The sequence below is a fragment of the Bifidobacterium callitrichidarum genome (assembly GCF_003129905.1).
In the GTDB taxonomy this organism is placed as follows: domain Bacteria; phylum Actinomycetota; class Actinomycetes; order Actinomycetales; family Bifidobacteriaceae; genus Bifidobacterium; species Bifidobacterium callitrichidarum.
The window spans coordinates 1-19,113 of record NZ_QFFM01000016.1; the positions used below are offsets into that span (position 1 = coordinate 1).

Sequence of the window (19,113 nt, forward strand, 5' to 3'; positions counted from 1 at the left end):
TCCTTCATGATCTGGGTGATCTGGGTGGCGGCGATGGCGATGGACTTCGGGGAGGCCATCGGGGCGTTGCCGAGCGTAAAACCGTTGGCCAGCATGTCCCAGAAGTTCGGGAGGCTGCAGTTGGACTGGGCGGTGAACGGCGAGTAGTCGGCGTCATGGAAGTGGATGTCGCCCTTCATGTGGGCGTTGGAGACGGCCGGGGGCAGCATGTTGAACGCGGCGGCCTTGCTCACGGCGCCGGCCAGCAGGTCGCGCTGGGTGGCGTAGACGTTGGAATCCTTGTTGGCGTTCTCATGGATGAGCGTCGGATCGTGGTTGATGAAGCGGGCCACGGCTTCGTTCACGTCGGTGGCCTTGGCACGCTCGATGTCCTTGTCCAGACGGTAGCTGGTGTAGGCGCGGGCCACGTCGTACAGGTGCGCGTCGATGAGGGCGTGCTCCACCAGGTTCTGGATGTCCTCGATCTTGGCCGGACCGTTGTAACGGCCCTTGATCTCGCCTTCCACCTGGTTGGCGAAGCCACGGATCATGGCCTCCTCTTCGGGGCCGATTTCCTTATTGAGGTCACCGAAGGCGGACTTGACCGCGGAGATGATGTTGATCGGGTCGAAGTCGACCACGCGACCGTCGCGCTTCTCGACGAGAACGGTGGAGGTCTTGGCGACCTTCTTGATCTCGCTGCCGGCGACGTTCTCTTCCAGCACCTGTGCGCTCATCGGGAACCTCTTTCCTTGGTGTGCGGGCCTGTTTCCAGCCCCGTATTTTGGCCGCACTTGACGTGGGCCACACGAATTACATGGATGTCGTTTCTTGAACCTTTAGAAGGATACGGCAACCCCAACCCTATATCTAGTGCCCAACTATGGCGTGTTGACCTATTTGTAGTGATTATCGGCCATATTCCGCCAAAATCGAATCTGTGTGATTCACGTAACGGTTTTTCCCGAGCGTGTCGCCGGTTGATGACGTCCATATTCGACCTCCCCTCGTGCTATGTGGTTCCATCCGCATCCGATACGGCTCATCATCGCATGGGTTTTTCGTGTCGGTAAAATTTTTCCCTCCCTGAAAACCGCACTTATAGTGGAGGGCATGACTACTGCAATGGGCTATTCTTCGGGCGGCGCACCGACCGCCGCCTCTCTGGCTTCGGCCGGCTTCACCCCCGGTCAGGGGGCCGGCGCCGGCGAACCGGGCACTATCAACCTGCCCGCCGGTCCACGCCCCGCCGACCAGTTGCCGGCGCGAGCGGGCGAGACCACCGCCCAGAACCCCTGGCCGGTCAGCGTGCTGAGCCAGAAGTTCTACGGTGCGGTGGAACGCTGGCCCGCCGCCTGGGTCACCGGTCAGATCACCCAGATCAACACCCGTCGTGCCGGCTCGGCGTACATCACCCTGCGCGACGACTTCGAGGACATCGCCATGGAGGTCAATGGCTTCGGCCGTTTTGCCGCCGCCGCCAGCCAATTCGTGCAGGGCGATCGCGTGGTGATTCATGGCAAGGCGAATCTGTGGATGAAGCGCACCTCGCTTTCCCTGAGGGGAGACACGATTCTCAAGGTCGGCGAGGGTGGCAGCCTCAAGGCCATGATCGATGAGCTGCGCAAGAGGCTCAAAGGCGAAGGACTGTTCGACGCGGATCACAAGCTTCCCCTGCCTGAATTCCCCAAGACCATCGGGCTGATCTGCGCGCCGCAGGCCCGCGCCGAGGGTGATGTGATCACCAACGTGAACCTGCGCTGGCCCACGGTCTCGTTCAAGGTGGTGCATGTACACGTGCAGGGCGAACAATGCCCCGCCGAGGTGGTCGAGGCCATCGCCAGGCTGGATGCCGATCCCAGCGTGGATGTGATCATCGTGGCCCGTGGCGGCGGTTCCTTCGAGGACCTCATCGGCTTCTCGGACGAACGAGTGGTGCGGGCGGCCTACGCCTGTTCCAAGCCCCTGGTCTCCGCCATCGGCCATGAGGACGACTGGACGCTGCTGGACTTGGTGGCCGATCTGCGCGCCTCAACGCCCACGGATGCCGCCAAGCGCGTGGTGCCGGACGTGAACGAACAGGCACAACTCATCGAGGGCGCCATCGACCGCATGCGCCTGCGTGTCCGGTCGCGCGTGGAGAACGAAATCAGGCTCATCGAAGGGTACGCCAACCGTCCGAGTCTCACGCAGCCGCACACCATGTTAGAGCCCCATCAGCGTCTTATCGACGATTCGTTGCAGCGATTGGATATCGGCTTGCGGCGCATCGTGGACGACGCCCAGCTCACCATCGAGAAAGCGCACGCCTCATTGACGGCCTTGAGCCCCCAGTCCACACTCAATCGCGGTTACGCTGTGGTGCAGTCGGCGGATGGGCACGTCGTGGACAGCTCCACGCAGGTCTCCCCCGGAGATGACATCACCGTGACGTTGAAGCAAGGCGTCATTACCGCAACCGCCACGTCCACCACCGAATAGCCGCATCGTTATTCATCTATTCATACCGACACACGCATAACTACCGTATATATAGTAAGGAGCGTCATCATGACCGATACTGCCAACACTTCCGAAAACACCACCCCCGCTTCCACACTGACGGACAAGGAACGCGAGCTCATCGCCCAGATGCCGTATGAGGAGGCGCGCGACAAGCTTATCCAGGCCGTGCAGGCATTGGAGACCGGCGGCCTAAACCTTGACCAGTCGATGCGCCAGTGGGAAATCGGCGAGGCTCTGGCCAAGCGCGCACAGGGCCTGCTCAACGATGTCCGCGCCAAGCTCGACCAGGCCCAGGCCGATCAGGCCGCCAACCAGGCCACTGCGGGTACTCAGTCGAATCTCGACTGAGTACCCCTCGGCCTACGGCCTTGCTACCTACTTTTTCAGCGGCACGTAGATCACGTTGTCGATCAGGTCCTGATAGTGCTTGACGATCTGCGCGCGGCGGGTCTTCAGGCTCGGGGTCAGCATGCCGTTGGCCTCGGTGAACTCGTCCGGCAGAATCTCGAACTTGCGGATGGATTCGGCGCGGGAGACGCCCTCGTTGGCGGCGTTCACCGCACGCTCCACTTCGGCGTGCACGATCGCGTTGCCGGCCAACGAGGCCAGGTCAGGCTCCGGCTTGGCACCCTGTGCTTCCAGCCAAGCGTTGGCGTCGGCGAAGTCCAGCGTGACCAAGGCGGCCACGAACGGCTTCTTGTCGCCGATCACGAGGCACTGATTGACCACGGGCGAGGTCATCACGGACGCCTCCAAGAGGCCCGGCGAGACGTTTTTACCGCCTGCGGTGATGATGAGGTCCTTCTTACGGCCGGTGATGGAGATGAACCCGTCCTCGTTGATGTCACCCAGATCGCCGGTGTGCAGCCAGCCGTCGGTGATCTGCTGGGCGGTGACCTCGGGGTTGTTGTGGTAGCCCTTGCACACCAGCGGACCCTTGACCACGAGCTCGCCGTCCTCGGCGATGCCGGCAGTGATGCCGCACATGGGCATGCCGATGGTGCCGATACGGTTGTCCTCCGGCAGGCTCACGCACACCGGGCCGCAGGTTTCGGTCATGCCGTAGCCTTCCAGCACGGGCATGCCGATGCCGTTGAAGAAGTGCGAAAGCTCGGAGTCCATGGGAGCTCCGCCGGTGATGGCGAAGTCGGCGTTCGGACCGAAGATCGTGCGGATCTTCTTGTATACCACCTGCTCGTAGAAGGCGTGGGCGATGCGGCCGGCCAGCGGCAGCTTCTCGCCCTTCTGCTCGGCGCGGGACCAGTCACGGGCGTTCTGCGCGGCACGCGCGAACATCTTGCCTGCGAATCCGGTACCGGCGCGCTGGGAAGCGGCGTTGTAGACCTTCTCGTACACGCGCGGCACGGCGAGCAGCAGCGTGGGACCGAAGGTCTCGAAATCCTTGACCATGGTCTTCATGTTGGAGCTCAGGGCCAGCGTGATGGTGCCGCCGAAGCTGAAGAACTCCATGAACCGGGCGAACACGTGGCTCAACGGCAGGAACAGCAGCAGGCGGCGGTCCGGCCATGCGCCGGCGCGCGGCATGTACTGCAACGCGGAGAGCACCAGGAACACGAAGTTGCGGTGGGTGAGTTCCACTCCCTTCGGTGTCCCGGTGGAGCCGGATGTGTAGACGATCGTGGCGAGGTCGTCGCCGTGGGCGGCCTCCTTGTATTCCCAAAATTCGGCGTCGGTCACGGATTCGCCATATTCCTTGATGGCCTCCAGACCTCCCGCCTCAATCACGAACACGTTGCGCAGGGTGGGCACCTGTGAGCGCACGGACTCGATCTTGTCGCGCTGACCGTCGTCCTCGGCGATGGCGATGGTGACTTTGGAATCGTTGAAAATCCAGCTGACCTGACTGGCGGAGTTGGTCTCGTACACCGGCACGGTGAGCGCGCCGATGGACATGATCGCCAGATCCAGCGCGGTCCACTCCCAGCGGGTGTGGGACACGATGGAGACCGAATCGCCCTTCTTGACGCCAAGGCCGATCAGGCCCTTGGCCAAGGCGATGACCATGTCGCGGAAGACCTGCGCGCTGTAGGGGTGCCAGGCGCCGTCATCGCCCTTGTATTCGATCATGGAGCCATCGGGGTCACGCTGGGCGCGGCGGTCGAGCAAATCGAACAGATTAATGTCGCTGTCGATCGGCTCTTTGACCGGGTTGGTGAACTGCTTGACGATCGTGGTCTCATTCCGGGCCACATCAGCGATGTTTTCAGTCATAGCCCCTATGTAACTCCATCGTTGCTACAAATTCGTTGCCGAGGTCCGTCCATCCGTCAACATGGCCAACATGTCTACGGCCCAACGAATGAAATCCCAAGCTCCGGCCGAACCGGACAAGCCCGTGAGCCTGGTGCCGCAAGACGAGTCGAGGCGGCCCGATCCTCTCTATCCGAATCGCCTCGCCTCGTCGGGGTCGCCCATCAGAACTGGATGTAATCGACTTCTGTATGCTCGCCGGTTTCCAGGTATTTGGCCACGTCTTCGGGACCGGAGAAGACCAGTTCGACGGCCTGCGCCACCATGAGGTTCACGCGGTCCATCGGCGTGATGCCTTCGTAATACGCATACACCGGCATGCCCAAGGCATGGGCGTATCCGATTTCGAACATGGTGCCCGGATCCTCATCCATGAGGTTCGCGATCACCGCCTTGGAGGAGTTGATGCCGCGAATATCGTCCGCGAAGCAACCTTCCGGACCGACCTCCTCGATCTGGCTGACGAACCGCGGCTTGAACAGCTTACGGCCATGATCTTCCAGCACCTTCTCCAGACGCTCCATGCTGCGCGTCTGCTCGGGATCGAAGAACGGACCGGCCACGTAATAGTCATATTCCTTGTCGCTCATGGCTTCCAGTCATACCGCAGCCTTGCGGAACATCATGTATATAGCTCAAGGTGTGGACAAGATATCAGCATGCGAACATTTTGCTGCACATACCGCATTCATGCCGCATAATGGCGCGAATTTCACACCTCTTCAGTCACGTCTCAATCATGAGAGCCAGTGATGAGAAGGTGAAATCGACATGGCGGATACGTCACATCCTTGGACCTTCCGCCAGCACAAGTGCCCGAGATCGGATTCGAACCGACGACACCCGCTTTAGGAGAGCGGTGCTCTATCCACTGAGCTACCCGGGCAACGACGTTCCATTGTACACGGTCAGCACCCCAAACGAACACCCATCCAGGCATATCGGTGACCAAGAACGTCACGGCAGGCCCGATGAACCGGCACACATACGAACAAATCGTGCCGGTTTGGTGCGGAACATGGGCCTTGCGGCGAAAAAACGGACGCCCGCCAAGACGAACCCGCTACAGTGGCAAATCGCAGAAAATCGGATGGCATGGAGGGGATTCGTCATGGCGAGGTCACGAAGCACGGCATACGGCAACGTCACCGGCGCAAGTCGCGGCGGGACGGCTTCCGGCCGTACCCGGACACGATCGCAGGCCGCCGGTGGCGCCGGAGCCCAGGCCGGCAGAATCGACGGAACCTACGGATCCGGCAGAGACGGATCGTCCTACAGGACCAGCGCACGCCCGGCCAAGGCAACCGGCAAGGCTCGCCCCGCAACCGGAAAATCCGGCAAGTCCAGCAAATCCGGCAAATCCAAGTCCAGGAAGAACGCAGCCCCCGACCACCGTTATCGGAACCGGCTGCTCGGTCTGTTGTCCGCACTGTTCGCGCTTGCAGCCCTCATCGGCACCACCGCACGTGCGTTGCCCGGTGATTTGCAGGAACTGCCGTATGTGCCGATCGTGGTCTCGGCCACGCCTTGGTTCGCGCTGTTGGCCCTGATCGCTCTGCTGTTGGCGATCGTCTCGCACCGCGTCCTCGCCGCACTGCTCGCTGTGGCCGCTATCGGACTGAACGGGTACTGGCAGTATCCGTTCTTCTACTCCCCCAATCCGTTGCCGCAGGCCGCGCTGAACGCCGTGGCCGCCTCCGAGGCCAATACCGAGGATGCCTTCGCGCGCGTGATGACGCTCAACGTATACAAGGGCCAAGCGGACCCGCAGGCCATCGTGGATCTGGTGAGCGACCAGCGTGTGGAGGTGCTGGCCCTGCAGGAGACCACCGACGACTTCGTCAAGCGGCTCAAACAGGCCGGCATCGAGCATTACCTGCCGTATTCGCAGGTCTCATCGTCCGATGGCGTGTACGGCAACGGCCTGTGGTCCGCCACTCCCCTGGCCGACCCAGTGGATGACGAGGTGAATTCCAGCGCCTCGTTCATGCCGGGCGGCACCGTGGATCTGGGCGGGTATCGGATTCGATTCGTTTCGGTGCATACCACGGCACCGGTGCCCGGCTATTGGCGTCAGTGGAAGCGCTCCCTGGATGAGCTGGGTCTGATGCGCGAGCACACGGACACCCGGTACATCTTCATGGGCGATTTCAACGCCACATACGATCACACGCCGTTCCGTGATTTTCTGGGCACGCGGTTCCAGGACGCCGCCTATGCCTCAGGCCATGGGTTCACGTTCTCCTGGCCCACGAACCGCCCATGGGTGCCGATGTTCGCCGGCATCGACCATGTGGTGCTCGATCAGGGCATGCGGGCCGGCCAAGGCAAGGTGGTGCAGGTGGAGGGTTCCGACCATGCCGCCCTGCTCATGACCGTGGACGTGATGCAGTAGCATCATCCTGTCCCTGGATTCTTCCCGCCAAGGGAAGCCGTCCCGAAGACGGCGTCGAAGATGAGACCCGCGAACCCGTCCGCACACCAACCGACAGTCTCAGAACCCCAGCCGCGTGCGACCGAACTGGTCGAGCCAGCGCAGGATGGCGCCCTCACGCAGCGCCCACGGGCAGATCTCGACTTCCTGGATGTTGAGCGCCTTCATGATCTCGTCGGCCACCACGCCGCCGCCCACGATCTGCATCGTGCGCTCCGGGGTGATGCCGGGCAGGGCCACGCGCTGCTCGGGCTCGATGGCGGCCAGCCGCGGAATCCAGTCCTCAAGCTGCTCTCGGGTCATGATCCACGTGTCCTCGCGGCCGGGCTGGCGCACCACGGCGCCGCACAGTCGGGCCAGCGAGCGGAAGGTCTTGGACGTGCCCACCGCGTGGTTCGGATGCTTGGACTGCGGGAACACCTTGACCATCGGCTCCAGGATCTTACGCACGTTCTTGCGCACTTCCTCAAGCTCCTCGGGCGTGGCGGTGCCGGAGGGCAGGAACTCGGTGGTCACGCGGCCCGCGCCTGCCGGCACGGACAGCGCAACGGTCGGCTCCTCATCGGAGCCCATCGCCACTTCCAGCGAGCCGCCGCCGATGTCCAGCACGAGCAGTCGGCCGGCGTCCCAGCCATACCAGCGGCGGGCGGCGAGGAAGGTGAGTCGGGCCTCGTCGTTGCCGGACAGCACGGTCACGCCCTGGCCGATACGTTCTTCGATCTTGTGAATCACCTTGTTGCCGTTGGGCGCCTCGCGCAGGGCGGAGGTGGCCATGGCGAGCAGCTGCGTGATCTCATACTCCTCGGCGAGCTTCATGCACTGGTCCACGGCTTCGAGGATCGCCTCGACGCCGGCCTTCTTGATGGAGCCGTCCTCCTTCAGGTATTTCATGAGGCGCACGGTGGACTTGGTGCTGGCCTCGGGATCGGGGCGCGCGCCGGGGGCCGCGTCAACGATGAGCATGTGGATGGTGTTGGAACCGATATCGAGCACGCCGAGTCGGGTGGTGTGCGAACGCAGATTGACCATAGTTCTTGACCTTATCACCTAATGACAGGCCGCTCACGCCAGCGCTGCCACGAACCGGCCGAGTCGTTCCAATCCCTCGCTCAGCGCCTCGCGCGAGGCGGCGTAGCTCAGGCGCACGTGCGTGTCCGCGGTGGCGGCGCCGAAATCGCGGCCCGGCGTCAGGGCCACGTGCGCCTCGTCCAGCGCACGTTCGCAGAAGGTCCAGGCGTCCAAGCCGGTGCGGGAGATGTTGAAGTAGGCGTAGAACGCGCCGTTGGGCTCCACCTCCACCGGCAGGCCGATGCGCTTGAGCCCATCAATGACGATGCGGCGGCGGGCCAGCAGTTCCTGGCGACGTGCCTCGCATTCGGACAGGCTTTCCGGCGTGAAGCAGGCAAGCGCCGCATGCTGGGTGGGCGTGTGGGCGCACAGGTAGTAGTTGGTGGCCAGGTCGTCCACGGCCTCCAGCACGGTGGGGTCGTCCGGCAGTACGGCCCAGCCGAGGCGCCAGCCGGTCATGCCGAAGAACTTGGAGAAGCTGTTGCATACGATGGCACCCGGGTCGCAGGCCAGCACGGACTTGACTTCGGTGCCGTCCGGTTCGCGGTCCGCCAGGTCGAGGTAGGTTTCGTCCACGATGCGCCACGCCTTGCGTTCGGCGGCGAGCGCGCACACCTCGGAAAGCACGTTGAAGTCGATGGTGGTGCCGGTGGGGTTTGAGGGGGACGTGACCATCACGGCCTTGGTCTTGTCCGTCCAGTATTTCCGGCACAGGTCGGCGTTGAGGTGGAAGCGGGTGGCCGCGGAGGTGGGCACGTCGATGACGTTGCCCTCGAAGGAGCGGATCAGCTCGCGGTTGCACGGGTAGGAGGGGTCGGCCACGATCACGTCGTCGCCTGTGTCCACGGTGAGCGCGGTGGCGAGTAGCAGGGCCGCGGAGCCTCCGGCGGTCACGCAGATGCGCTTGGGATTGATGTCGAGGTCGTGCCGGTCGCGGTAGAAGTCGGAGATGGCCTGGCGCAGTTCGGGCAGGCCCATGGCGGCGGTGTACGGCAGGGCGCGGCCGTCGTACTGTTCGCGCATGGCGTCGCGCACGGCCGGCGGGGCGCCGAAGTCCGGCTCGCCAAGGCTCAGTTTGATGACGCTGATGCCCTGGGCGATCATGGTGTCCGCCTTTTCGCCGAAGACCATGGCTCGGAAGGGATTGATCTCTCGCGCACGGCGGGACATGACGGGGAGTTGCAGCTCTGCTTCGTTTTCCATATCTCGGTTCTATCCGCGTGCTGGGACAAGGGTTCCGCAACGCTCCCATGCATCCGATATCCAGCGGCATCAAACGTTATCCGGCGCAGGCGCGCCGTCGGATGCGGCACACCGCCTTCCCGCGTAATCCGCTCTCGCAGGATCGATTCCCTCTATAATCGCCAATAGGTTCAACGACCGAACTAACCCATGTTCAAGGAGGAATCATGAGCAGACTCAACAACAATCGTGCGGCGGTCGAGGCCGGCGAGGCCAAGGTCAACGTGGCGATTCTCGGCGCCGGCGGCATCGCGCACACGATGGCCGACACCCTGACCAAGATGGCGGCCGACCCGCGTTACGCCAGCTGGATCCACCCGTACGCGGTGGCGGCCCGCGACCTGGACCGCGCGCAGGCGTTCGCCGATCAGTGGGGTCTTGACAAGGCGTACGGATCATATGAGGATCTGGTGGCCGACCCGGACGTGGATCTGGTGTACATCGCCACCCCGCACAGCATGCACGCCGAGCATGCAATCCTATGCATGAAGGCCGGCAAGAACGTACTGGTGGAGAAGTCGTTCACGGCCAACACCGCGCAGGCACGCGAGATGCTGGCCGTGGCCAAGGAGACCGGGCTACTGTGCACGGAGGCGATCTGGACACGATACATGCCCAGCCGTGGTCTTATCAATGAAATCATCGATTCCGGCGAAATCGGCGAGGTCCAGTCCGCGAGCGCCAACCTGTGCTATCCGGTGGTCGGCAAGGCGCGCATGACCGATCCGGCGTGTGCGGGCGGCGCGTTGCTGGATGTGGGCGTCTACCCGCTGAACTTCCTGGATATGGCCATCGGCGCCGATCATGGCCGGACGGTCGATCATTTCGAAACGTCGATGGTGGCTTGGCCCGAGACCGGCGTGGATGCGCAGAACAACACGACACTGTACTACAGCGACGGCACGATGGGCGTGTCCACCAGTTCGATGCTGGTCACGTCCGACCGCGGCGGCTACGTGTGGGGCTCCAAGGGATACCTGGTGGTCACGAACATCAACAACCCCGAGGCCATCGCCGTCTATGACAACGACCACAAGCTGGTGCGCAACGTCGAGGTGCCGCCCCAGCTGACCGGCTACGAATACGAGGTGGCGGACGCGGCCGCCGCGCTGCTGGATGGCAAAACGGAGTGCGAGGCCATGCCGCACGCGGACACCATCCGCATCATGGAGCTCATGGACGCCATCCGCGAGCGCTGGAACCTCAGGTTCCCGTTCGAGGAGTAGTCCTTTCCAGTTCCCTTCTCTGAGGGGAGCTCATCAAGACATCATCGCTGGCGTCTCAATCCAAATCACTTCCTGACGCTATCTTCCCCGACGATCTCCTCATACAGCCGCGCGAGCCGATCAGCCCGCGCGGCTTTCGTCAATTCGCATTCCCACACGACGATCACCCGCCAGCCGGCGGTCTCCAGCTCAGCGTGCTGAGCCAAATCGCGCTCATGGTTGCGCAGCAGCTTGGCCTGCCAGAATTCCACGTTCGATTTCGGCATGGCATGCTTCGAGCATCCCTCATGCATGTGCCAGAAGCAGCCGTTGACGAACACGATGGTGCGATACTTCGGCAGCACCACATCCGGGTGGCCGGGGTAACGTTTGTCGTTCTTGCGGAATCGCAGCCCGCGACGAAACAGGTAGCTGCGCACCAGCACCTCGATTTTCGTATCCTTGCCGCGGATGTGCGACATGGTGTACGAGCGGGTGCCCTTCTCGTATTTCTCCAGCTGCTGCTTGCGACTCACGGCATCCCAGCCTACCGTGCCGCTCCCCACGGCAACGACATATTTATTTCGAGATCACCAGACCATCAGAAACGAGCGCGCCGCCTCGGTCCGGCTGACTCGCGCATCTTTTCATCTCCTCCGACTCGCGCATTTCTTCAACCCGGCTGGCTAAGGCACCCCCGCTAGATAGCCTGCCTTGACATGCATCCCACCGCCAAACGAACATCATGCAAACACCGCCACTCCCCCGCGATTACACTGATTTGCTTATGAGTGATTTGACGATTCGCAGGGCCACGGCGGCCGACATACCCACCATCGACGACCTGCTGCTGCAAGTGGCCGAAGTCCATCATCAGGGCCGGCCCGACCTGTTCAAGAGCGGTGCCAGGAAGTACACGGACGACGAGCTGGCCGGCATTCTGGCCGACGATGCCACGCCGGTGTTCGTCGCGGCCGATGCCGATGGCCGGGTGCTGGGGTATGCGTTCTGCATCTTCCAGCAGCATCCGGGCAACCATGTGCTCACGGACATCAAGACCCTGTACATCGACGACCTGTGCGTGGACGAGACGGCGCGCGGCATGCACGTTGGTTCCACGCTCTACCGGTATGTACTCGATTTCGCCCGCGAATCCGGTTGCTACAACGTGACGCTTAACGTCTGGTCCTGCAATCCCAGCGCCCAGGCCTTCTACGAACGCATGGGCCTGACCCCCTACCGCATCGGCATGGAGCAGATTCTGTAGTCCGCTATCCCAACAGTCCCATCAAATCGTCCTTGGTCAACGTGGCGATGGATGCGGTGCCGGTCACGCCCGCGACGCCCAGCTCATTCGCGTCGTCCGCAGCCAGCGAGGCATCGGTGAACTGGCGTGCCAGCTCGCTTTTGGTGTGCTGCAATTCCAGAATCCGCTCCTCGATGGTGTCCTTGGCCACCACCTGATACACGTTGACGTTCTCCGTCTGGCCGATGCGGTGGGCACGGTCCGTGGCCTGATCCTGCGCGGCGGCGTTCCACCACGGGTCGGCATGGATCACCACGCTCGCGCCGGTCAGGTTGAGACCGGTGTTGCCGGCCTTCAAAGAGATCAGGAACGCCGGAGTGTCGTCCGCATTGAACTGGTCGACCAGTTCGAGACGCCGTTTCTTGGGCGTGGATCCGGTGATGGTGTAATACCGGAGCCCCAACATATCGAATCGTTCGGCGATCAGGTCCAGGAAACTGGTGAACTGGGAGAAGATCAACGCTTTCTTGCCTTCGTTCACGCAGGTCTCCACCAGTTCCGCGATAGCCGCCAACTTGGCCGACTGGTCCTTGGCATCCGAATACAGCAGACGCGGATCGCAGCAGATCTGGCGCAACCGGGTCAGTTCAGCCAGAATCCGTATCTTCGACGTGTTGAAGTCGCTCTGGTCGCTGTGCTCCAGTTGCATGCGCAGACGCTGCTCATGGGCGGCGTACAGTTTGCGCTGTTCGCCTTCCAGCCGCACGGTGAGCACGGTCTCCATCTTGTCCGGCAAGTCGGTGAGCACTTGCGACTTGAGACGGCGCTTGATGAACACACCCACCAACGATTGCAGTTTGTGGGCCACGCGCGCCGCCTCCGGGTTGACCTGCGCCGCGGCACGCCCCTCTTCGGTGGACTCGTCCGCCGCACGGCCGTTGGCGATGGGAAGCTCGTACCGTTCGCGGAACCGCTTGTACGATCCCAGCAATCCGGGCATGAGGAAGTCGAAGATGCTCCACAGCTCGGACAACCGGTTCTCGATGGGCGTGCCGGTGAGCGCGAACCTGTGCTCAGCGGCCACCGATTTGACCGCCTTGGCGATCTTGGTGGTGTGGTTCTTGATGTACTGGGCCTCATCCAACGCCATGACCATGAACCGGCGCGGTTCGGCCCCGGTCCCGCTCCCAGACGCGCCCCCGCCCGAAATCTCAGTCGCCGTATAGTCCTCGACATCCCGGCGCAGCAGATCGTACGACGTGATGAGCACGGTCGGCCCGTCCGACTGGAACGCCCGGGCGATGGCCGCACGACGTTCGGCTTTGGAGCCGGCGACCACCACGGCGTTGAGATCCGGCGCGAACTTGGCGAATTCGGCGGCCCAGTTGTACACCAGCGATGCCGGGCATACAATCAGCGACGGCGACGAATCCGGCTGGTTCGCCGCACCCATCGTCCACGCCGAATCACCACTCGTTGCCAGTTCGCTACCGCTTCTCCCGCTTCCATCGATGCGGTCAGTGCTGGCAGCGTCAAAAGTCTGCGGCCGATCGTTCCGGTACTGCTGATACCGAGAGACCAGCAGCGCGATGAGCTGCACGGACTTGCCCAATCCCATCTCGTCGGCCAGGATGCCACCGAATCCCTTGTCGCACAAGGTGTTGAGCCAGCGGAAGCCTTCCGCCTGATACGGACGCAACACGTGCTTGAGACTGTCCGGCACCTCGTAACGCTGCGGGTCGATGATGGCCAGATCGTCGATGTATTCGGTGAATGAGGAGTCCTTGACCACATCCGAACCGTCGTCCGGCAATTCGCCGTCCAGCAGGAACGCCTGGCTGCCTGGTAGTTCGATAAGCCCGGCGTTGAGGTCCTGCTCACTCAAGTCGAGGTCCCGTGCGAGCCGATCCAAGGTGTCGAGCTTGGCACCGCCGAGTTTGACGAGCGTGCCGTCCTTGAGCTGATGATATTGCTGGCGGCGTCGATAGGAGGCCAACAGCGAGCCCACCTCATCCGGCGGCACTTCGTCCGCAATGGGTGAAATCTCCACCAGATTGCCCTTGATGGACAATCCCACCTTGACGCTTGGCGCCGCAGGGGCCACCAGACGGTCGAACGCCGGGGTGGTGAACACCTTGCCGACCTCATGCAACGCCGTCAGGCCCTCATCGAACAGGCGAACCAACTGCGTGGTGTCGTCCCGGTTGATGACCGCCGCACCGGACACCGAGCGGACGGCATTCCCAACCGACCTCGAAGCCTTGGAACCAGAAGCACTGGCCCGTTTTCCGGCCGCCGGTCCTCGTCTACGCCCAGAAGTCTGAGTCGCCGTCGCCGACGGCAACGACGCCGACGATATCTCCGCGTGCATATCCGGCATGGTGAAGAATTCACGCACCACATCCAACGCCAGATGTTCGGCATCGAAGTCGCGTCCGAGCACGACCCCAACACCATAATCCGCAGAGCCGGACCCGGCACCCGACGAGCCGCCGGACATCCCACCAACCGAATCGTCCCGCTCTACCGGCCCCGCAGGCAACAACGGCACCACGGCATCGCCATACCGCGCCTTGACCTCGCACTGCACACCGTGCTCGTCACGATCCAGGTAGAATTCGGGCTCGCAGTCCACCGGCTGCAACGAGACCAACTCGCGAGGCAGCTCGCCCGCATCCAGCAATCCCGCACCCACCAGTTGCGGCAGCAGCGTGCGCGCAAACAACGCGATGTCGTCTCCGGCGATGACCTGGCCCGGCGAATCAGGAGCGAACAACTCATCCAGCAATCCCAATAACGGGAGCACCTGCCGCGGGCAGCGCACGAACCGGCATCCGGCGGCGCTGATACGCTGCGAGCCGGCCATCATGGCGGAAACGGCACCCGGCACCGCGCCCGTGGGGGCAAGCAGCAGCCACGCGCCCGTTCCGCCCTCAACTACCGTTTCAATCGGCGGCATTCCGGATAGCAGGTAACCGGCATCCGGCCCATGCACCTGGAAGTCACGGCGCGTGATGCGCATGGCCAATTCCGGTTCGCCGTCTTCCACCGGCACCGTGGCGGGCTGACCGGCGAACCAGGTGTCCAACACCAGTTTCACGCTGCCGCCCGCACGGGAATCCAGCAATTTCGCCACTTCGGACTTGGAAAGCGTCATATGCCGGTCGATGGCGATGTGCCCGTAATACCGGTCCTGCTGTTCGGCGGCCTGACGGACAGCAAGCGCCGATTTCAGGAAGCCGAGCAACGGTCGCGACGTATCATCGAACATGTCTGCCGTATGGGTGAACGCGAGTTTCTGACCGTAGCTTTCATATGTACCGGCAGCAATCGCAGCCACGAACTGCGGAATCGACTTCAGCACATAATCGGAACCGTTGGCCGGAGCACCGATTTTGAATTCCACACCCCATACGCCATCAATGAATCGCAGGATGGGCGTGAGCCTCACCTCGCCGGGCGCCACGGTGTCAGCGAAACGGTATCCGTCCATGTTCGCGCCGGAACGCGCGCGTCCGCCATTCGCACGGCCGAATCGACCTGACGCAGGAGCACCGCCGTCCTTGCCGAATCGTTGCATCACGGCAAGCCGACGCCGTGATTTGGCTTGGGCTTCACGCTGATCCATACGTTCCATGTAGCTGAGCACCGCACGCGATGGTCGCACCGCTCCGGCCTTGTACCCGGCGAATCGCTGAGGTTCGTCGCAGAACGCCAAGGCGAGCGCCGCCATGTGCTTGCACATGCCGTATCCACGCCCGTATGCGGGGCATGTGCAGCTGCCGCCGTTCACTTCGCCCGTATCCAAATCGAATTGGACGTTGGTCCGGTACCGGCTGCCGGGACTGGTGGTGCCGCGCAGTATGGCGTCGAGCTCGGCGTACCGGGCACGCTGATCGTCCTGATAATGCGGGTCGATAAGCATGGTGTCGGCCAGACGCACGATACCGCGGGCCCGGTCCAGCACCGCGTTGGAGACGGATGTGGTCACGTCGCGGCGCAGCTCGGTCAGCGGGACCGGCTGCGTTCCCCGCGACCTGCCCAGTGAGACCGCTCCCCCGCCCCCGGCTTTTCCGGCGGCCTCGTCCTCATCGTCGCCAAACCAGACGCTTTTGCCTTGCCGATATGGACGATATGGCATGACCGCGTCGGCCGCGGTGAGGCTTCCGCCCGCACCGAACGTCACATCGGAAGCATCGTCTCGATCAGTGTCCGAAGTATTGGTATTTCCGGCATCAGGGTCCTCGGCGTCCATGTCAGCATCGGCAACGGCATGCCCTCCCATGCGCCACGAAGCCTGTCCGCGCAGGCGATTCCCCCATGAGGCAGCGGCATCGTCGTCGTAACCGTCCATACCGCCGTCGTCATCGATGCCATCGACAAGGTCGTCGTTGTCCGAATCCGCACCACGCCATCCCTTGCGCCGCCGAAGGCCGGACGAATAAGACCGCTCATCGCGCAGGTCATCCGAATCGTCGGAGACATGCCCGAACACGCCATATCCCCCGCTCATAGGCATCCTCCTTTCCGAAAAACAGTCATGTATGGGCCGCTCAATCAGCATGCAATCAACCCAACATTTCCATCCTAGACGACACGCGCGGTAGCCTTGATATATGGAAGCGGACACTCAGGCCAAGCGCAAGACCTATGCGGGCAACGCCACCCTCGAGATCTTCGAGGTGCTATGGCGGCACACCTACTTTGGTCACGGCTTGTCCGTGCGCCAGATTCTTGATGAACTCGGCAAGATGCATCCGTACGCCACTCCGGACGAGCTGCCCACGGAAAAGACCGTGCGTAACCAGCTCAGGAAACTCGCCACCACACGCTTTCTTGGCCGTGGCATCGGCCATCTGACCGAAAGCGACCTGATTGGCGTGGAGTGCGCCGACCCACAGCCCGGCTGGTATATGGACGCCTTCCTGTCCACAGCAGAGATGCGGCTGTTGGCGGACAGCCTCACCCTTTCGCGCATCAGCCTGGACACGTTGGACGAGCTGGTTGGCAAGATCCGTGAACTCGCCGGAGCGGCCGGAGACACCATCGACTATCTCGACCACGTGGCCACGTACACGCATATCAACGGCGAATTCCTCTCCACCATTGACCAGCTCAACCAGGCCATCGAGGACGGCCACGGCGTGACCTTCCAATACCGTGACTACGGGCCGGACGGCACATTGGTGCCGCACAAAAGCCGGACCGGCACGGGCAGCACCTACACGGCAGACCCGTACCAGATGGTGTACAAGAACGGCCGCTACTACCTCATCTGCCATCTGCACGGCGAGGACCACCTGCGCATCTTCGTGGTCAACCGCATCACCAACGTGAGCACCAAGGGGCTGCACGGCAGCGTACCGTTGGAGAGGCCGGCGCCCGAAGGCTTCGACGCGGTGAACTTCATGCGGCACCGCCCCTACCCCGTAGCGGACGACCCGGTGCGCATCCGCATGCTCGTCCGCGGCGAATCCATGCTCAACAATGTGTTCGAGTGGTTCGATGATCCGCAAATCACCCCGCTCGGCAGCGGAGACCGGTTCGAGGTCGCCGTGGACTCCCCCGAACGCGCGGTGTTCTGGTGGGCATTGCAGTACTCGTGGGATGGCCGCGTGACCATCCTCGAACCAGATTCGCTCAAGCGCAAACTGTACGACGCCGGCACCCGCATGGCCGCCGCCTATGCCCCTCCTCCTTCCTCGGCTCCCCTTGTCAGGGGAGCCGGCGGCGAAGCCGACTGAGGGGTAGTCACACGCAACTATCATCGGCATCATCATCGCCTCCCAACCAATAACAGCAATCCTTTGCCGGAACCGCCAGCAACATCGTCCCGTCATCATCGCACAGGTTTTCGAAGGCGGTAAATTTTTACCGAACCTCACGAAAACAAGCCATTCTCAAGCATTTCTGAGCAATCAACGCTCAGTCAGACCGTCTTACGGCTATGGTGGAAATCATTGGAAACCTCGATCATCGCCAATGAATAAAAGGAGCAAGTATGAGCGAAGCACGTACCGCATGGGGCTGGGGCCTGGCCAGCATCGACGCGGCCGGCAACACCCTGGACGTCTGGTACCCCGAACTGACGCTGGGCCCGGCCCCCGCCGAGGCCGACCGCCCGAACCACGACTTCGGCACCTTGGTCACCGAGGAGGCGGACGCCCGCGGTGTCCGTCGCGTCCCGGTGTTCACCGTCAGCCAGCTGGACGAGCCGATCGTCAGCGCCGCCGAGGCCTATCTGAAGCTCCACCTGCTGAGCATGCGTCTAGCCAAGCCGAACACCCTGAACCTGGACGGCATCTTCGCCCAGCTCAACAATGTGGTCTGGACCAACTACGGTCCGTTCGCCGTGGAGGACTTCACGCTGCGCAAGGCGGATGTGGAGCGCGCCGCCACGGACGCCGCCCAGGCCTTCGCCACCCAGGTGGGTCTGCCGGCCGCGGCCCCCGCCGCCACCGTGAACGTGTTCGGCGTGGACAAGTTCCCGCGCATGCTCGACTACGTGGGGCCCACCGGCGGGCGCATCGGCGCCGCCGACCGCGTGCGTCTGGGCGCCTACCTGTCCGAGGGCACCACCGTGATGCACGCCGGCTTCGTGAACTTCAACGCCGGCACGCTGGGCGTCTCCATGGTCGAAGGCCGCGTCTCGCAAGGCGTGGTGGTCGGCAACGGCTCCGACATCGGCGGCGGCGCCTCCATCATGGGCACCCTGTCCGGCGGCGGCAAGCTGCGCAACTCCATCGGCGAGCACTCCCTGCTCGGCGCCAACGCCGGCATCGGCATCTCCTTGGGCGACAACTGCACCGTTGAGGCCGGTCTGTACATCACCGCCGGTACCAAGATCACCATCTGGGACAAGGCCAAGGCCGCTGCCGGCGAACCGCTCGAAGTGGTCAAGGGCGCCGAACTGTCCGGCAAGAACAACATCCTGTTCATCCGCAACTCGGTCAACGGCCGCATCGAGGCCCGCTACCGCAAGATCGGCATCGAACTCAACGAGAAGCTGCACAAGAACTGATTCCACCGGCTCCTTGAGCCGTGCCGGCATAGCTGCTCATTTTCACCTGCGGAGAGTCCCATCGGACTCTCCGTTTTGCGTTTCGGCGCGGAAATCGAGGCCGGTCTCTGAAACCGCTCTAACACACGGGAATCGCAACTCC

Annotated in this window: 14 protein-coding genes and 1 tRNA gene; 7 read left to right on the plus strand and 8 right to left on the minus strand. The window is 62.9% G+C overall.

Annotation, left to right across the window (positions count from 1 at the left end; genetic code table 11):
• On the minus strand, positions 1-716 hold a 716-nt coding region (gene nrdD / locus DF196_RS08375), incomplete at its 3' end, for an anaerobic ribonucleoside-triphosphate reductase (protein ID WP_241519658.1).
• 376 nt (positions 717-1,092) lie between these two features.
• Between nrdD and xseA the strand changes: the two genes are divergently transcribed.
• Complete coding sequence (gene xseA, locus DF196_RS08380) at positions 1,093-2,460, plus strand: exodeoxyribonuclease VII large subunit (RefSeq protein WP_109057398.1); 1,368 nt, start codon at positions 1,093-1,095, stop codon at positions 2,458-2,460.
• A gap of 69 nt (positions 2,461-2,529) precedes the next feature.
• Entirely contained in the window at positions 2,530-2,832 is a 303-nt protein-coding gene (locus DF196_RS08385) for an exodeoxyribonuclease VII small subunit (RefSeq protein ID WP_109057399.1), read from the plus strand.
• 27 nt (positions 2,833-2,859) lie between these two features.
• On the opposite strand, the gene DF196_RS08390 is transcribed toward DF196_RS08385, so the two are convergent.
• The 3 genes from DF196_RS08390 to DF196_RS08400 all read right to left on the minus strand — a co-directional run bounded on the left by DF196_RS08390 (position 2,860) and on the right by DF196_RS08400 (position 5,641).
• Positions 2,860-4,716 (minus strand): AMP-dependent synthetase/ligase, encoded by a 1,857-nt coding sequence (locus tag DF196_RS08390; protein WP_170115025.1) that lies wholly within the window; start codon positions 4,714-4,716, stop codon positions 2,860-2,862.
• A gap of 203 nt (positions 4,717-4,919) precedes the next feature.
• Positions 4,920-5,345 carry a nucleoside 2-deoxyribosyltransferase gene (locus DF196_RS08395; RefSeq protein WP_109057401.1) on the minus strand — a complete coding sequence of 142 codons (426 nt, stop codon included), beginning with the start codon at positions 5,343-5,345 and terminating at the stop codon, positions 4,920-4,922.
• A gap of 223 nt (positions 5,346-5,568) precedes the next feature.
• Positions 5,569-5,641: transfer RNA gene (locus DF196_RS08400), tRNA-Arg, on the minus strand.
• A gap of 225 nt (positions 5,642-5,866) precedes the next feature.
• Here DF196_RS08400 and DF196_RS08405 point away from each other — a divergent pair.
• Positions 5,867-7,150, plus strand: coding sequence for an endonuclease/exonuclease/phosphatase family protein (locus tag DF196_RS08405; RefSeq protein WP_158276302.1), 1,284 nt, complete (start codon positions 5,867-5,869; stop codon positions 7,148-7,150).
• A gap of 99 nt (positions 7,151-7,249) precedes the next feature.
• On the opposite strand, the gene DF196_RS08410 is transcribed toward DF196_RS08405, so the two are convergent.
• Both DF196_RS08410 and DF196_RS08415 read right to left on the minus strand, forming a co-directional pair.
• Positions 7,250-8,218: a Ppx/GppA phosphatase family protein gene (locus tag DF196_RS08410; RefSeq protein ID WP_109057403.1), complete on the minus strand. Its 969-nt coding sequence runs from the start codon at positions 8,216-8,218 to the stop codon at positions 7,250-7,252.
• A gap of 33 nt (positions 8,219-8,251) precedes the next feature.
• The gene (locus DF196_RS08415; RefSeq protein WP_109057404.1) at positions 8,252-9,460 is read right to left on the minus strand and encodes a pyridoxal phosphate-dependent aminotransferase; all 1,209 of its coding nucleotides are present in this window, start codon (positions 9,458-9,460) and stop codon (positions 8,252-8,254) included.
• A gap of 206 nt (positions 9,461-9,666) precedes the next feature.
• Between DF196_RS08415 and DF196_RS08420 the strand changes: the two genes are divergently transcribed.
• Complete coding sequence (locus DF196_RS08420; RefSeq protein ID WP_109057405.1) at positions 9,667-10,725, plus strand: Gfo/Idh/MocA family protein; 1,059 nt, start codon at positions 9,667-9,669, stop codon at positions 10,723-10,725.
• A 65-nt stretch (positions 10,726-10,790) separates the two neighbouring features.
• Here the strand turns inward: DF196_RS08420 and DF196_RS08425 are convergent, their stop codons facing one another.
• Positions 10,791-11,186, minus strand: coding sequence for a very short patch repair endonuclease (locus DF196_RS08425; RefSeq protein ID WP_421728469.1), 396 nt, complete (start codon positions 11,184-11,186; stop codon positions 10,791-10,793).
• Between the two features lie 305 nt (positions 11,187-11,491).
• Here DF196_RS08425 and DF196_RS08430 point away from each other — a divergent pair, with 305 nt between their 5' ends.
• Positions 11,492-11,971, plus strand: coding sequence for a GNAT family N-acetyltransferase (locus DF196_RS08430; RefSeq protein ID WP_109057406.1), 480 nt, complete (start codon positions 11,492-11,494; stop codon positions 11,969-11,971).
• Between the two features lie 4 nt (positions 11,972-11,975).
• On the opposite strand, the gene DF196_RS08435 is transcribed toward DF196_RS08430, so the two are convergent.
• The gene (locus DF196_RS08435) at positions 11,976-16,463 is read right to left on the minus strand and encodes a DEAD/DEAH box helicase (RefSeq protein WP_109057407.1); all 4,488 of its coding nucleotides are present in this window, start codon (positions 16,461-16,463) and stop codon (positions 11,976-11,978) included.
• A 103-nt stretch (positions 16,464-16,566) separates the two neighbouring features.
• On the opposite strand from DF196_RS08435, the gene DF196_RS08440 reads away from it, so the two are divergent.
• A complete protein-coding gene (locus tag DF196_RS08440) occupies positions 16,567-17,694 on the plus strand; it encodes a helix-turn-helix transcriptional regulator (protein WP_109057408.1) in 1,128 nt (375 codons plus the stop codon).
• Positions 17,695-17,951: 257 nt separating this feature from the next.
• Positions 17,952-18,971, plus strand: a complete 1,020-nt coding sequence (gene dapD / locus DF196_RS08445; RefSeq protein WP_109057409.1) for a 2,3,4,5-tetrahydropyridine-2,6-dicarboxylate N-succinyltransferase — start codon at positions 17,952-17,954, stop codon at positions 18,969-18,971.
• Positions 18,972-19,113 lie beyond the last annotated feature (142 nt).